This is a genomic window from Neisseria perflava, assembly GCF_024170405.1.
Lineage (GTDB): Bacteria > Pseudomonadota > Gammaproteobacteria > Burkholderiales > Neisseriaceae > Neisseria > Neisseria perflava_B.
The window spans coordinates 1-16,261 of sequence record NZ_JALJYC010000004.1 but is presented as its reverse complement, the minus strand read 5'-3'; the positions used below and the strand labels follow the sequence as shown (position 1 = coordinate 16,261).

Here is a 16,261-nt window from a genome sequence, read left to right as displayed (position 1 = left end):
ATAACGCGCTATTTTAGCGTATCTTCGACAAAGTTGGCTAGTTTTTCCAACGCGGAGGGCTGGGCAAACAGAAATTTCTGCCATTCTGCCACACTCTGCCGCCACTCGGCATGTTGATTCATCAGCGCTGTCCAGGCTTGCAAACGCTCTTTGTCGGAGAGAAGTCGGCCGCCGTTCAAATCATCCGATAAGGCTTGGTGGGCGGCAAACAGTTCGGGCGGATAAAAGGCTTGCACACGCTGCCAAAAGGCATGCAGCTTGTCCAAATGCACATTTTCCTCTTGCGGGTAGATGTGCCAGAAAAACGGTTTGGCAGCAAATTGGGCGCGAACAAAGCTGTCTTCGCCGCGAATAATGCAGCCGTCGGCCAGTTGCAGCAGCTTGTCAAAATCCTGTTGCGGCACAAACGGAATCTTTATCAGCGTGACACAGGCCGTCTGAAAACGGTCGCCGTTTTGCAGCAAGGCATCTGCGGGAATCAGGCCGTCATCGCGCAGGCTGTCAGCGATTTGGTGTCCGGCCAGCAGTAAGGTAACAGGCTGGCCGTATTCCTGCCACATGCGCAGCCAATGCCCCCACATCGGGCTGCGGTAGCCGAACAGCAGCCATTCAGGTGCGGTTTTCGGCGGCAGTTGCAGCGTTTGGCATAGCGTAGCGCGGTCGTTGTCGCTAAGGCCGTCTAAAAAATCCGCTTCCCGCAGCAGGCCGCCGCTGGCTTCGCTGAAACCCATAAACCAAAAATATTTCTGCCCCCCACCGGTTTGCAGCGAGGGCATTAGGTGCAGGCGCTCATGGGCTGCCTCCGCGCTGAGGTATTCCCAATTCAGCCATAAGGGGCTGACGCGGCGGATAATATTCAAGACATTATCCGGCAAATCGCAAGCGAAGGTTTCGATAACCACGTCCGGCGTGCCCGAATCATGCAAATCTTCGGCAAAATCCGCCCGCCAACGGCGCACGGCAATACCCTGATGAACGCAGGGTAGGGCAGGCAAATCAGGGCTGATGGCCTGTAATGCGGCGCTATCGTCCAGCCACAGATAAACCTGCCAACCCAATTCGTGCTGTAAGGCTCGCGCCAAGCGCCAAGACACGCCGATGTCGCCGTAATTGTCGATAACATTACAAAAAATCCAGCAGATAAAGGGCGCAGAGGAAGGAGAAGTCGGCATACAAAATGGCGATAATAAAATAGGGAACGGGAAAAGCGGCAAAAACCGCCAAAGCAGATGGGTAAAGAATTGTACACGAACGCTTGATATTTTCCCAATGGAGACAATATCTTGAATAGAGGACTTGTAGCTTTTCGTAATTTGATTTAAGTCAACTATTTTTCAAGAGCAGGGTACTACAATACTCACGATAAATGATTTTTCCCACAAAATGAAAGAGAAAGGTGATACTGATGATTAAAGGTATTCAAATTACACACGCAGCAAACGAAGCTTTGTTGAACTCATTCTGGTTGTTGGACGACGCCACTCAAGAAGCGCGTTGCCTGGTGGCTCCTGAAGCCAGCGGCTACGCTGCCGATGCCGTGGTTGCTTTTGCCGATTTGGGCGAAGTATCTTACAAAGAAATCCCGTTGGATGTAAATGTCCGTCCGAAAGTAGAAGGCGGCCAACATCTGAACGTCAACGTATTGTCTCGCGAAACTTTGGAAGACGCAGTTGCCAACCCTGACAAATACCCGCAATTGACCATCCGCGTATCAGGCTACGCTGTTCGTTTCAACTCCCTGACTCCGGAACAACAACGCGACGTAATTACCCGTACCTTCACAAAAAGCCTGTAATTTTTAATTACCGCTTTAGAAATGCCGTCTGAAAATATTTTCAGACGGCATTTTTGTATTTAAAACGCGCCAAAATAATGGAACAGATACACAATCAACACCACAATCGGTGCAAACTGCCACGCCGTTTTACGTCTCATTACGCCGTCTTGTTTCAAATGAAATTTAATCACGTCAAACAAAACGAATTTGAATAAAAACGTCGCTTCGCAAGCCAGAATAATGCCGTTAATCAGATATTGCGTATGGTCGGCAGGCGGAAACACGACAAACGCCAGCAGGGTAATCAGCGGAATCAGGCAGACAATCAGCCAGCGGATAAGCAGGTGTTTGGAATCGGTGGTCATGTTTGAGGTCAGGGAAGGAAAGGGCATATTATAGTCGCAACGGACAAACAGGGTAAATCCGGCCTATTTGTTTTTTTGTAATGCCGCTTGATAGGCTTTTTGCACCGGCGCCATCTGCTCACGGCGGGCGGCGTCGATTTTTTCCGCAATCAAATGCGCTTGGTTCATGGCGCGGTATTCGGCGGCAATCGCACCCGAGTCCACCGTATTGGCGGCAGCCAGCAACGAGAGCCAGTGCGCACGCTGCGGGTAGGGCACCTGTTCAAAATTCAGACGGCCTTGCTGGTCGGCCACGCAGACATTTAAGGCCGTCTGAAAACGCTCGGGGCGGCGGAAAGCATCGGTTTGTTTCAAAATTTTCAATACCGTAGCGGTTTTCAGCTGCCCGACCTTATGGAACAGGATATGCCAGCGGCACACCAATTCCGCCAGCTCCGCGCAGGCTTTGGGCGCACGCAAACGCCCGTTCACCCCGCGCACCAGCGGCACGCCGTTGACATCATGGCCGTAATGCTTGGGCAGAATATCCGGCGGCGTGAGCGCTTTGCCCAAATCGTGCAACAGCGCCGCATAGCGTTCGGGCAGGGTTAAGCCCATATCGGCTGCGCGTTGCAGCACCATCAGCGTATGAATGCCGCTGTCGATTTCGGGGTGGTAGTCCGCACGCTGCGGCACGCCGAAAAGCGCGTCCACTTCCGGCAAAATCACCGCCAACGCGCCGCATTCCCGCAAAATTTCAACCATACGGCGCGGCTGCCGCTCCATCAAACCTTTCGCCAGCTCCTGCCACACCCGCTCGGCCACCAACGCATCCGCTTCGCCGTCGGCAACCATCTGTTTCATCAACGTCATGGTTTCCGGCGCCACGACAAAGCCGTAACGCGCGGCAAAACGGGCAATGCGCAAAATTCTGACCGGATCTTCGGCAAACGCAGGCGAAACATGGCGCAACACGCCGTCGGCCAAATCCTGCCGTCCGCCGAAAGGATCGATAATGCGGCCGTCTGAATCCTGCGCCATGGCATTAATCGTCAAATCGCGGCGCAGCAAATCCTGCTCCAACGTCACGCTTTCATCCGCATGAAAACTAAAACCGGCATAGCCTTTGGCGGTTTTGCGCTCGGTACGGGCAAGGGCGTATTCTTCATGCGTTTTAGGGTGCAGAAACACGGGAAAATCGCGGCCGACCGGCTGAAAACCCTGCGCCGTCATGGTTTCGGCATTAGCGCCGACCACCACCCAATCGCGGTCTTTCACTTCCAATCCGAGCAGGGCATCGCGCACCGCGCCGCCGACAAGATAGATTTGCATGGGGATTCCTTATGGTTGATGGGTGTGCAGATGAAAATATTCTCCAGATAAGACTTTTAATTTGTCAATATCACTAGATAGTTGTTCCCAAAATGGCAAGGTTCTCTTGCTCCCATATTTCAACGCAATATGATTAAAACTATGACCTTCCTTGCCAGAAGGATACTTTAATGCTTCATACCATGAATCAATATCTATCTCATTTTCGTTTAAAAATTCCAAAATTATATTTGGATCTAGAAGTGTAGTTTCTTTAAGGTTAATTGTGTACTTTGTAATCAAAGAAAATAAATTTTCTCCAATTAAATCTTTATTAAGCTTTTCAATAAGCTCAGAAAATTTATGACCTTTAATTTCAGTTTTTTGCAACTGAAGGCATAAGCAACCTTTAATGGTTAATTCTAAACCATGATAAAAATTAAATAGTATGGGAATAGAAACGACCCTATCAGACCATTTAGTTGCCCGTTCTATATCACTGCTAGATAGGAGCCTATCAGAAACTATACAGAAAGGATTTCTTTCTTTTATCAACTCATCAGTACAGACTTGAGCTAATGATAGGAATTTTCTAGCAATGGTAAAAAAAGCACATGAAGAATTTTTGTAAGACATAATATTTTCTTATTCTTTCTCCAACGCCTCAAACGCCGCTTTCATGGTCGGATTCTTTTTTACCAGTTTTTTCACGGTCAAATCCGAAGCCTTGTTATTCGCCAAGCGCAGGTTGTTTTCCGAGGACAGCAGCGCTTCTTTGGTTTTCTGCAGATGGCTGATGATTTTGTCGATTTCGTCGATGGCCGTCTGAAATTTGCGGCTGGCCAAGTCGTAATTGCGGGCAAAGCCTTCTTTAAAGGCGTTCAAATCTTCTTCAAAATTGGTGATGTCGATATTCTGCGCACGCATTTGCGCCACTTCCTGCTTGTATTTCAAGGAATTGAGCGCGCCGTTGCGCAGCAGGGAAATCAGCGGAATAAAAAACTGCGGGCGCACGACATACATTTTCTGATAGGCATACGACACATCGACAATGCCGCTGTTATACAGCTCGCTGTCGGCTTCCAAGAGTGATACCAACACGGCGTATTCGCATTTTTTCTCGTTGCGGTCTTTATCTAATTCTTTGAAAAAATGTTCGTTTTTCTTTTTAGTGGCGGTTTCGTCATTTTCGTTTTTCATCTCAAACATAATCGAGATGATTTCGTTGCCGTCTGAATCGCATTCGCGGTAGATATAGTCGCCTTTGCTGCCGCTTGCCGCGTCGTTGTCTTTGCCGAACTGCGCCTGCGGGAAGGCAGTGGTGCGGATGCGGTTGAACTCGGTTTCGCAATGGATTTCCAAGCTCTCACCGATCATTTTGGTGGACTGGCGCGCTTTGAAATCTTTATAAAAAGCGATGGTTTCGTCTTTTTGTTTCAATTCGGTTTCGTAGCGCTCGCGCAGGTTTTGCTTTTCCAATTCGCGCTCTTTGGCCTGCAATGCCAGTTGCGCGTTCAAATCTCCCAAGAGGCGGTCTTTTTCGGCAACGGCTTGGGTAACTTCCAGCTTTTTCTCCATGTCTTTGCTTGCCGCCAGCGATTGCGCCTGGGCGCGTAGCTGGGCGATGACGGCTTCTTGTTCGGCCAGTTTCGCTTTCAGACGGCCTTCGGCCTCACTGACTGCCAAGCGGCTGCCGGTTTCGTGTTGTTTGAGTTGGTTGACCAAATCATCAATGGCGCGGTTTTTCTCCGCCAGTTTGCGCTCCAAATGCTGCTGCGCTTGGGTTTCGGCCAAACGCAGCTCGCTTTGGAACTGCGCCTGACTCTGCGCCAAACGCTCGCGGATTTCGTTTTGAAATTCCTGCGTGCGCACCTGGTTGAGAATGTCGGCATAGCTGGCTTCGTTGACGGTAAAGGCGGTGTGGCAGTGCGGGCATTTGATTTCGTGCATGACGGTATTCCTGATAATGTGTGGGCTTATTTTAGCAGAAAGGCCGTCTGAAAATGCTGTTTGCTTTTCAGACGGCCTTTGCCCTTATCAATCGCAGCGTACTGCGCCTACATCCAAAAATACATTGTGAAACGCATTCAGGCTGCTGCGGTGGCCGATGCTGACGATAATGCTGTTGGGCAGTTTGGCGCGGATGGCGCGGTAGAGCATGGCCTCGGTCGGCTCGTCCAGCGCGGATGTGGCTTCGTCCAGCAGCACCACTTTGGCGTGGGAGAGCAGGGCGCGGCAGAAAGCAACGCGCTGCAATTCGCCCGGCGAGAGTTTGTTTTGCCAGTCATCGACCTTATCCAAACGCGCAATCAGATAATTCAGGCGGCAACTGCGCATGGCATCTGCCAATTCTTCCTGCGACGCTTGGATATGCGGATAACAAATCGCCTCGCGCAAGCTGCCTTGCGGGGTGTAAGGGCGCTGCGGCACAAATAAAATCTCATCGCGCGGCGGCTTGGCAATATCGCCGGAGCAGCCAAACGGCCACAGCCCCGCCAGCGAACGCAGCAGCGAAGTCTTGCCGCAGCCGCTCGGCCCTTTAATCAGCAGCGAATCGCCGCTTTTGACGTTGATATAGATACCGCCGAGCAGGATTTCACCGTTGTGGCGGTAGAGCGTGACATTATCCAGCTTAAGGCCGTCTGAAATCTCGCTGATATTAGGCGTTTGCGCGATGTGTTTGTCTTGCGTGCTCAACAAAAAGCCGTATAAACGCTCCAAGCGCGCGCGGTAGGCGGTGAAATCTTCGTAAAACAGGCGGAAAAATGACAGCGCTTTTTGCAAACGCGCAAACGCTTGTACCGTCTGCTGAATATCGCCGATTTTAATCTGTCCGGCAAACAGGCGCGGCGCCTGCAAAATAATCGGCAAGAGCTGGATACCGTTGCTGAATATATCGTTAAACCCGCTCAAGCCCACACTTTGCCGCGCAATGCGCCAGCGGTTGCGGATAATCGCCTTGAAGCGTTCGCCCAACTGCTGCTGCTCGCAAGCCTCGCCGTGGTAAAACGCCACGCTTTCGGCATGGTCGCGCACGCGAATCAGCGAATAGCGGTAATCGCCGTTGAGCCTTTCGTTTTCATAATTGTAACGAATCAGCGGATTACCAATCCACATGGCGATGAAGGTCGCCAAAATCACAAAGATAAACACAAACCACACAATTCCGCGCGGAATATCGAAGCCGAAGATGGTTAAAATCCCCGCCAAGCCCCACAAGACAAAAGCAAATTCCAGCGACGACACCACCGAATTGAGCATACCGCGCACAAATTCAATCGTCGATTTGATAAAGTCTTGCGCGTCCTGCTGGATACGCTGGTCGATATTGTCCGGCGCATGGCGGCGCATTTGCAGGCGGTAGTAATTTTTATCCGCCAGCCAGCGCGACACCAAAACTGCATTAAGCTTTTCCGACCACTTAATCGCCAAGCCCTGATCGAGAAAATCGTTGATGACGCCGTTAAACGTGCGCAGCAAGACCACGCCGGCATTTAATACTGCAAATTGCCAAAATGCGGCAATTTTCATATCTTGCATGGAGCTGTACAGGCCGTTGGACATAAACGTGCTCAATACGTTCAGCCGCACTTCGGTCAGCAGTAAAACAATCATCAACACCACGGCAGCCAGAATCTTTCCGCTGCTGCGGCGGGTCAGGCACAGCTTCAAAATATATTTGAACTCGCGCCCGAAATGTGTTTTGGCTGCAAAAAACAGCACCACCGCCAAAACCAGCAACACGCCCAAAAGCGTCTGCGCCAGCCAAAGCGGTGTACCGTAAAGCTCAATCTGCCATTTTTCCATGATATGCGGGGTCTTATTTTTAAAGTGTCGTTAGCGGCATGTTGAGGCCGTCTGAAAAGTCAAAACAGTCAAAAATGACAGGGGTATTTAAGGGTGTGGCGGTTTGTTGCGCCGATGTTGCATTTTCGCGAATGCCTTAGCGATAAGAATCATTATTAACCGCATTTTATGGCAAAGCCGAATGTTATCAAATATAATCGTTACACAAAATTACTTTGTACTTTTTTACCTTACCCAACAAAAAATCATCAGAAGAGAATACGACATGAAAAGCAAACTAGCCCTGATGCCGCTGCTGATTCTCAGCGCATTTGCCTATGCTGAGGACGATACCGCTGCAACCGCCGCTGAAACAACCAACCAAACCGAGCTCAAACAGGTTGAAGTGAAAGGCGATAAAAAAATTGCGCATGCCGCCCGCTCATATTCCATTGCCAGCGACGGCGATTTGCGCGACCGCGTCAACCTGAGCCTGCTGGGTAAGGCCAATGCGTTTACCGCGCCGATTACCGTGGTTAACTATGATGAAAAAGCGCTCGACAATTCAGGTGCACGCACATTGGTGGACGCGATTGCGAAAAAAGATGCGTCTGTGTGGCAATTCGGCGGTGAATCCAATACCCTGACCGGCCTGTATTTTCGCGGTTATCAATTAGACGCCCGTCAATTCAGCGTCAACGGTTTGGCCGGTATGTACGGTACGCAAGGTACGTCTAGCGTCAACGTGGCTTCGGCGCAGTTGATTAAGGGCGCGTCCACTGCCGTAAACGGCATGGATCCGGAAGGTGCGGTATCAGGTTCGGTAAATATCGAAACCAAAAAAGCCAGCGATGAGGGCAACCGTAAAATCGGTGTCGGCTATTATACCGACAGCCGCGTAGAAGGTACGTTTGATTTGGGGCAGCGCTTCGGCGAAAACAAAGAGTGGGGCGTTCGCGTCAACGGTAAAAAGCGCGTCGGCGACACCCCGCGCGATGATTACAAAGAAAATAACAACGAATATGCTTTGAATGCCGATTATCGCGGCGAAAAATTGCGTGTCGCTTTCGATACCTCATACGCCAAACGTAAAACCAGCGGCGGCCGTGCGCGTATCCAGGACATTCAAAACGCCCAAGGCCGCCTGTTTGACGCGCCTGATGGCGATACCAATCTGTTGCCGGGTTGGAACTGGCAGAATACCGTCAGCCAAACGCATATGATGACTTTTGAGTATGATTTGGATGCGCCGGTACAGATTTCAGGCGGTATCGGCTACAACAAAGCGCGTTATTATGGCACGTTGATCTCACCGACAGCCTGTTACAATGCAAACCAAACAGCAGCTTCCAATGGCAACAGCTGCGATGGTTCGCAATATACCACCGGCCAATCGCGCTTTACCGACCAATATTTCCGCACCTTGAGCATGAACCTGACTGCGCGTGGCGAATTTAACACCGGACCGGTCAGCCACAACTGGAGTACGGCATTTGACCGTATCGTGCGTAACCGCACAACCCTGCAAAGTGCGCAAAGCGCCTCCAGTAGCAGTAAAACCATTACGCCTTACGGTTCGACCAGTATCGCAGAGCAACTGGCCGCTTACAATCCGACCATCCCGACCACAATGCCCACTACCTTGGATGCTGCCATTAAGGTCAGCAGCTTGGCTGTTTCTGATACTTTGGGTTTTGCGGACAATAAATACCGCCTGACCCTCGGCGGTCGTTACCAATGGGTGTCTTATACCGACAAATACAATAGCGGCACTTGGCAGCATGAAACCGGTAAAGCCCACCGTTTCAGTCCGATGGTAATGATGGCCTATGTACCGCAGCCTGATCTGGTATTCTACGGTAACTACATGGAAGATTTAGAGCCGGCTGATATTTCAACCGACGATGACGGTAATACAACCATGTCCAAGCCGCGCGTCAGCCGCCAGTTTGAAATCGGCGTGCGTAAGAACTGGGGCGATGTGGTGACGACTTTAAATGCCTTCCAAATCCGCCGTCCGGGTTACTGGCGCGGTTCGCATAATTCCGCCCGCTGGGATTACTCTGCCGGAAAATATGCAGGTACCGACTTTACCGCTTCCGGCGCATCAGCAGGTGACGAGCAAGGCGTAGAACGCAGCCGAGGTGTTGAATTCAACGTATATGGCAATCTGCTGAACAATACTTTACGCCCGAACCTGAGCTTTATGTATTTGCAGTCGCGTGTATATGATTACCCAAATGCTGCGGATAATTTGGTTACCGGCGTACAGGTTGCCAACCCGAACGTGATTGCCCGCGCCGGTGTCGAATGGGATACGCCGTGGGTAAACGGCCTGACCTTGACCGGTGGTGTACAATATTTCGGCAAATCTTACCAAGATACGCAGAAAAAATACGCCTTCCCGTCTTATACCTTGGTTGATGTCGGCGCACGCTACACCACCAAGCTGGGCAATAAAAACAAGCTGACCGTCAGCACTGCCGTAGAAAACCTGTTTAACAAAGCCTATTGGCAGGTACAGCGCGGCCAATTCGACCGCAGCTTCGCCGTATTGGGTATGCCGCGTACTTTCTGGCTGAAAGCCGAATTGGAATTCTGATTCCTGCTGACTCTGATACATGCGATGCCGTCTGAAATTTTCAGACGGCATTTTTTTATGTCTTGGGTAGGGGTTTGATAATGAGGCGGTTCAATTAGCCGGCAGACAGAGTATTCGACAGCCTGAGCGCTTAGGCATATACTGCTTATTAACTTATTATCAAATAGTGTATGCCATCATGTCCGAATCTGAAATTTCTCCCAATATCTATACCCATGACCCCTTTGGCAGCCTGTTGGGTTATGCGCCCGGGGGCATTGCAATTTATTCTTCCGATTATGATACAGTTGATCGGCAAGAATATCCTGACGACGCAGCTTTCCGCAGTTATTTGGGCAGCGAATACATGGGTTATAAATGGCAATGTGTTGAGTTTGCCCGCCGCTATCTGTATTTGAATCACGGTATGGTGTTTACCGACGTGGGCATGGCTTACGAGATTTTCTCGTTACGCTTCCTGCGCCAGGTCGTTAATGATGCTCTGGTGCCGTTGCAGGCTTTTGCCAACGGCAGCCGTAAAAAACCGCAAGCCGGGGCGCTGCTGATTTGGGACGAGGGCGGTGAATTTGAGCGTACCGGCCATGTAGCAGTGATTACCGAGGTATTCGACGACAAAATCCGCATTGCCGAACAAAATGTTATCCATTCCCGTTTGCCCAGCGGCCAGCAATGGACGCGCGAACTGCCGATGACGGTTGCAGACGGCTATACTTTGCATGATACGTTTGACAATACCATCATACTCGGCTGGATGATTCAAACGGCTGATACCGAGTACAGCCTGCCGCAGCCTGTTGCCGCGCCCGAGCTGCTGCAAATCCACGCCGGGCATTTGACAAACCAAGGCCAATTTGACGGCAAATGGCTGAATGAAAGCAATACGTTTGAAAAACTTTTTGTGACCGCCATGCAAGGGCATCAAGTCAGCCGTACCAACCCTTACCGCTATTTCACCATCTCGGAAAGCGCCAAACACGAGCTCATCCGCGCCACCAATGAAGTGCATTTGATGTATCTACATGCAACAGACTGCGTCTTGAAAGATGATAATTTATTGAAATATTTTAATATTCCTAAATTATTATGGCCGCGCCTGCGCTTATCGTGGCAAAACCGCCGTCATCAAACCATCAGCGGCCGTTTGGATTTTTGTATGGATGGGCGCGGTTTGAAAGTGTATGAATACAATGCCGATTCCGCTTCCTGCCATGCGGAGGCGGGGGCAATATTGGGCAAATGGGCGAAGGCGGGCGGTTTGACCGCAGGAGAAGACCCAGGCGCAGATTTGCGCGACGCGCTGACCGATTGTTGGAAACACCGTACCCATGCGCCTTTGGTACATATCTTGCAAGACCATGATTCCGAAGAAGATTACCATTCGATGTTTATGCAATCGGCGCTGGAAAAAGCCGGTGTGCACACCAAAATCATTCATGGTACACAAGGGCTGCATTGGGACAGTCGTGGCCGTCTGAAAGACGACGACGAAAATCAGGTATTGACCGTATGGAAAACCTGGGCGTGGGAAACCATGCTGGAGCAGTTGCGCGAAGATTCGACCGGGCATGAGGTAGCACCACCCATCCGTACCGGCTATCCCGGCGATACCGTGCGCCTGATTGATGTATTGTTACGGCCGGAAGTTTTGGTTTACGAACCGCTGTGGACGGCCATTCCCAGCAATAAAGCCATTTTGCCGGTATTGTGGAAGCTGTTCCCCAACCACCGTTATCTGCTGGAAGCCAGTTTCGAGCTTACCGACAGCCTGATTGCAAAAGGCTATGCGAAAAAACCGATTAACGGCCGCCGGGGCGATAACGTTACCCTTGTCGGCGAATGCACCAACGAATTAGACGTTACCCAAGGCAAATTTTCCAATCAGGAACAGGTGTATCAGCAGCTTTGGTGTCTGCCGAAGGTAGAAGACCAATATGTACAAGTTTGCACCTTTACCGTTGGCGGACATTACGGCGGCAGCTGCCTGCGCTCCGATTCCAGCCGGATTATCATCGGCAGCAGCGACATGCAGCCCTTGCGCGTTTTGAAAGATGAAGATTTTTTATCATCTGATGAATCTTAGCTGAAACACATCCAAGCACAAGGCCGTCTGAAGTTCAGACGGCCTTGATTATCTGATTAAATTAAAAGGAAAATATTTATTCAGACATTTTCAATCCGAAGTGCAGATAAGCGCGTTCAGTAGCCATCCGGCCGCGCGGCGTGCGCTGTAAAAATCCTTGCTGAATCAAATATGGCTCAATCACATCTTCAATCGTATCGGTTGATTCGCCGATGGCTGCCGCCACATTTTCCAAACCGACCGGGCCGCCGCTGAATTTGTGCAAAATCGCTTCCAAAAACTTTCTATCCATCACATCCAAGCCACGACCATCCACATCCAGCATACTCAACGCCGCATCCGCAACGTGTGCATCAATCATGCCGTTACTTTTTACATCAGCATAATCGCGTACACGCCGCAGCAGGCGGTTAGCAATACGCGGCGTGCCACGGCTGCGCTTAGCAATCTCCATCGCACCTTCTTCACCCATATCCAGCTGCAACAGCTGCGCAGACCGGCTGACAATAGTAGCTAAATCTTTGTTTTCATAAAATTCCAAGCGGGAGACAATACCAAAACGGTCACGCAGCGGATTGGTAAGCATACCGGCCCGCGTCGTTGCGCCCACCAGCGTAAACGGCGGCAAATCAATTTTTACCGAGCGTGCAGCAGGGCCTTCCCCAATCATAATATCCAGCTGATAATCCTCAAGGGCAGGGTAGAGAATCTCCTCTACCACAGGGCTAAGCCTATGGATTTCATCAATGAAAAGAACATCATGCGGCTCAAGATTGGTCAGAAGGGCGGCCAAATCACCGGCGCGCTCCAATACCGGGCCGCTGGTTTGGCGCAAATTCACACCCAGTTCGCGGGCAATGATGTGCGCCAATGTGGTTTTACCCAACCCCGGCGAGCCAAACAGCAGCGTATGATCCAAAGCCTCGCCACGCTTTTTGGCCGCTTGAATGAAAATAGCCAGCTGTTCTTTGGCCTTAGGTTGGCCGATATAATCATCCAGCGTTTTCGGCCGCAAAGCCCGTTCTAATAATTCTTCTTGCGAAGACATACTTTGCGCCGTAATAATCCGCTGGGACTGCGCAGAAGTCAGGTTATCTGTTTGTAACATAAAAATTTTTCAAAATATAAAATTTCAGACGGCCTAGCTAACTAGCTAGCCGCGTAATTCGCGCCAGGCTAAATAATCACGCAATGGCGGCATAGGCGGATTGATACAATGCGGGCATATGCCGGTCATATCTTCATCGTCGCTGTCAATATGATAAGCATTAGGATAAAACCGCGTTTGCTGCATAACCGCCTGAGCCAACGCCTGTGCCTGAATAACATCAAATTCAAAACCGGATAAAATTTCGTTTAACAGCTTAAATTCTCCAGCGCCAAATGAAAGGCTGTTCTGAATAATCATCCGCTGATAATCTTCATTGGTAATTTTATGGAGAAGCAAATCGGTTTGCAGCATAATCAGTTAGACATTTGGTTTAGTTACTAAATATAGCGCATATTATAGCGGATAATGCTTCTTACTGTATGGTTATCATAGTTCGCATAATATGCCGGTTACGTTACATAAGGCCAACCCTGCGGGGCTTTGCCCCAACCCCCAGCCTGAAGGAAATTAAGGCCGTCTGAACTTCAGACGGCCTTGTTTTTTTAAAATGCAGGTATGCCAAAAATCAACATATAGAGTATTGCGCCCAATGCGCCCACACCGAATGCGACTAGATAGAATTTCATGATTTTTCCCTTTCTTAGTTAGTTGGAGTACCGTATGAATCGACCGGAACACGATTGTCATACATTAAATTTTGCTGGCTTTGCCCACCCATTACCAAGACTTGATTGTCTTGGGTTTGTGCCTGAGCGGAAACAACGGCATTTGTGCCGTTATTTGCGTGATAACGCTCCTGTTCGGGCTGCTTATAGGGATTGAAGGGCAAACCCTTATCAACGTATTGCTTGCAGGTTTTAACGTCTATTTCGCTGATTATCGTGGCCTGTTGAGTGTAGCAGTTGCATTTTGCCCCCGAATCGACACAGGCAACGGGATATTCAAAGGTTTTTACCTGTCTCACACTATCATAAATAGGCTTTGATTCGACTTTATCGGGTATCGTGGGCTTAAAATGTTCGGGCGTTAGGGAGCGGTTTTCATCTTTTTTCAGCGATGAGGCCAAGGATTCGGCAGCTTTAGCCGAGCCTTTTTCCGCCCCTTTTTTAACGTCTTCTTTAGCCTCGGCCACAGTTTCAGGCGCGGACTGATTGCCTTTGAGTAATTTCAGCGAAAACGCCGATGAAATCGCTAAAGCGACCACGGCCACGGGAACGATGAAAAGCACTCTTGATTTGGGCTTTTTAATTTTAGTGTGGACATCAGCGGACTTGTACAGACCAAAAACGGATTTATCGAATTTATAAGGGGAAACTTGACCATTTTTCGATTCAGATTTTGGATTATTTGCGCAATAGTCCCAATAAAATTTAAGACGCATACCCAATCTATTCTGATGGATATGCCAATGCACCCCGACTAAATCGCGAACTTGTTTATCAATGCGGGTAGGCATTTGAGTGATTAGATAAATATCCGCCCCGGCATGGCGATGAATATGCATCCATTCGACAAGCTCACTAGCTTTCTGATTGGAAGAGCGGGGCGGAAATACGCGCTGCGCTTCATCAATAATCACAATCGAACCATGATTTTCAGGCCATTTAAGCCAAACATGCATATAATGGATAGAATGACCTTCTGGAATCGGCTCAGTTTGAATTGTCAGCTCAGGAATGCCATCCGTGAAAATCTTACGCCCTTGCCATTCTTTATCAATTTTGTTTTTAATTTCTGAAACCATGCTCAAAGTTTTACCCGAACCCGGAGAACCAGTAATCAAAGTAATCATTTTTCTACCCTTTCTTACTTGCTAAAAACGTCCAAGTTTTTGATGTGATTTTCCACGAGATAACAAAATTTGCTGCACCAATCACGGTATTTATCGCATGACCAATACCGCTTAAAAGAAAAAGCCCTATAAATTCACTATCCATTTCGCCAAGATATTCATTTGCTTTTGAAAAGAGATTTTCAACAACAATATCAATGCCCTCATGCGTTATCAGAGAAACACCCAGCGCGACAAGAATTTTTAAAAAAATGTCCTTTATGAATGGCCCTAAAGCGGAAATTAAAGAAGCTACAAGTGAGGCTATCCACGGCATATCAAGAACTCCTTAATGCTTTGGTAATCATGGTTGCACCAACCAAATAGCCGAACATAATCATCAATGGGCGAAGTTTTGCCACCACCGTACAAACATGTTCAAACGAGAATTCAGTAGCCACGCCATAGCCTAAAACGCTGAAATTCAGCGGAATAGGGGAAGGGCATGAACCTGATTCTTGAAAAACTCCGCCACGGGAATATTCAGATTTTGAAACACCGTCTAAAACACCATAATCCGAATCGCCAGTAGCGTTTTCCGCACCCGTTTCAGAGCCTTCATCACTTCCATTTTCTGAACCGTTTTTCGAACCGTTCTCACTTCCGGCACTGCCTCCGCCCGAAGAGCTAGAAGTTATAGCGTTCTTTAAACCCGTCATTTCTTCTTTCATCATGTTGTAGAGATTGGCCAACATGTTGACCACGGGATTATCTTCTTCCTGCTCTTGTTCTTCTTCTTTTGGTTTTTCGGATTCTGAATCTGATGATTCTTCGCCGGACGAATCTCCGCCGACACCGGAAGAATCTTTTAGACAAGAAATTGTATTTTCGCCGCTGAAATAGGCTGTACAACCGCCGTTATCGCCTGAATATTTAGCTAATGCACCGGCAAGAGTTACGCGAATAGCCGTATCAGATTGAAGCTCTTGATGAACAGTCGTTCTAGTGCCAACCGTCGTAGAAACGCCACAAATAAAAGAACTTCCAGAGGATGAAGCACCGTGATTTTCTTTACCAACAAAAGCTGCGTAAGCTATACATAATTCTTTTCCATTTTTGACATAAATGCCATTTGCGTAATAATAAGTTTTTGAATCTGATTTAATCGCCTCTTCTATTGCTTTTTTTTGCTCTTCTTCTTTTTTCTTTTTTTCCCAATCGGAACAGGTATCAACCGAATATCCTTTTCCCGATGGTTGAGAATATAAACAGTATTGCCCACCCGATTCGGCAGCTTTCTTTTGGTCATTACAAAACACAAATCCCGTTGTACCCAAACCACTTTGCTTACACAGACGACCAGTTAAATCTCCTGATTGATTTTGGGGCTGTACTAGATAACTAGATTTATTCAAAATCATTTAGAATAAATCCCATGAAAAAAAGTCGACTGAGCCCTTATAAGCAAAACAAGCTAAT

The 16,261-nt window shown here is 48.9% G+C and carries 14 protein-coding genes; 3 read left to right on the top strand and 11 right to left on the bottom strand.

Features of this window, described 5'->3' with window-relative positions; translation table 11 throughout:
• Positions 1-8 precede the first annotated feature (8 nt).
• A complete protein-coding gene (earP, locus tag J2T37_RS02295; protein ID WP_253353582.1) occupies positions 9-1,172 on the bottom strand; it encodes an elongation factor P maturation arginine rhamnosyltransferase EarP in 1,164 nt (387 codons plus the stop codon).
• 233 nt (positions 1,173-1,405) lie between these two features.
• Here earP and grcA point away from each other — a divergent pair, with 233 nt between their 5' ends.
• Positions 1,406-1,795, top strand: a complete 390-nt coding sequence (gene grcA, locus J2T37_RS02290; protein ID WP_253353581.1) for an autonomous glycyl radical cofactor GrcA — start codon at positions 1,406-1,408, stop codon at positions 1,793-1,795.
• 59 nt (positions 1,796-1,854) lie between these two features.
• Here grcA and J2T37_RS02285 read toward each other — a convergent pair whose 3' ends face one another.
• From J2T37_RS02285 to J2T37_RS02265, 5 genes are all read right to left on the bottom strand, one after another.
• Positions 1,855-2,142: a hypothetical protein gene (locus J2T37_RS02285; RefSeq protein WP_253353580.1), complete on the bottom strand. Its 288-nt coding sequence runs from the start codon at positions 2,140-2,142 to the stop codon at positions 1,855-1,857.
• Between the two features lie 63 nt (positions 2,143-2,205).
• Complete coding sequence (locus J2T37_RS02280) at positions 2,206-3,453, bottom strand: multifunctional CCA addition/repair protein (RefSeq protein ID WP_253353579.1); 1,248 nt, start codon at positions 3,451-3,453, stop codon at positions 2,206-2,208.
• A 9-nt stretch (positions 3,454-3,462) separates the two neighbouring features.
• Positions 3,463-4,068: a hypothetical protein gene (locus J2T37_RS02275; RefSeq protein WP_253353578.1), complete on the bottom strand. Its 606-nt coding sequence runs from the start codon at positions 4,066-4,068 to the stop codon at positions 3,463-3,465.
• A 9-nt stretch (positions 4,069-4,077) separates the two neighbouring features.
• Positions 4,078-5,382, bottom strand: a complete 1,305-nt coding sequence (locus J2T37_RS02270; protein WP_253353577.1) for a DUF2130 domain-containing protein — start codon at positions 5,380-5,382, stop codon at positions 4,078-4,080.
• Positions 5,383-5,469: 87 nt separating this feature from the next.
• Positions 5,470-7,239: an ABC transporter ATP-binding protein/permease gene (locus J2T37_RS02265; RefSeq protein ID WP_253353576.1), complete on the bottom strand. Its 1,770-nt coding sequence runs from the start codon at positions 7,237-7,239 to the stop codon at positions 5,470-5,472.
• A gap of 265 nt (positions 7,240-7,504) precedes the next feature.
• Between J2T37_RS02265 and J2T37_RS02260 the strand changes: the two genes are divergently transcribed.
• On the top strand, positions 7,505-9,820 hold the full coding sequence (locus J2T37_RS02260) for a TonB-dependent receptor (protein WP_253353575.1): 2,316 nt from the start codon (positions 7,505-7,507) through the stop codon (positions 9,818-9,820).
• Between the two features lie 178 nt (positions 9,821-9,998).
• A complete protein-coding gene (gene gss / locus J2T37_RS02255) occupies positions 9,999-11,900 on the top strand; it encodes a bifunctional glutathionylspermidine amidase/synthase (RefSeq protein ID WP_253353574.1) in 1,902 nt (633 codons plus the stop codon).
• A gap of 76 nt (positions 11,901-11,976) precedes the next feature.
• Here gss and ruvB read toward each other — a convergent pair whose 3' ends face one another.
• From ruvB to J2T37_RS02230, 5 genes are all read right to left on the bottom strand, one after another.
• On the bottom strand, positions 11,977-13,008 hold the full coding sequence (gene ruvB, locus J2T37_RS02250) for a Holliday junction branch migration DNA helicase RuvB (RefSeq protein ID WP_253353573.1): 1,032 nt from the start codon (positions 13,006-13,008) through the stop codon (positions 11,977-11,979).
• Between the two features lie 45 nt (positions 13,009-13,053).
• A complete protein-coding gene (locus J2T37_RS02245; protein WP_253353663.1) occupies positions 13,054-13,365 on the bottom strand; it encodes a hypothetical protein in 312 nt (103 codons plus the stop codon).
• Positions 13,366-13,651: 286 nt separating this feature from the next.
• The gene (locus J2T37_RS02240; protein WP_253353572.1) at positions 13,652-14,803 is read right to left on the bottom strand and encodes a zonular occludens toxin domain-containing protein; all 1,152 of its coding nucleotides are present in this window, start codon (positions 14,801-14,803) and stop codon (positions 13,652-13,654) included.
• Between the two features lie 4 nt (positions 14,804-14,807).
• Positions 14,808-15,119 (bottom strand): DUF2523 domain-containing protein, encoded by a 312-nt coding sequence (locus tag J2T37_RS02235; protein WP_253353571.1) that lies wholly within the window; start codon positions 15,117-15,119, stop codon positions 14,808-14,810.
• Position 15,120: 1 nt separating this feature from the next.
• A complete protein-coding gene (locus J2T37_RS02230) occupies positions 15,121-16,203 on the bottom strand; it encodes a virulence factor TspB C-terminal domain-related protein (protein ID WP_253353570.1) in 1,083 nt (360 codons plus the stop codon).
• Positions 16,204-16,261 lie beyond the last annotated feature (58 nt).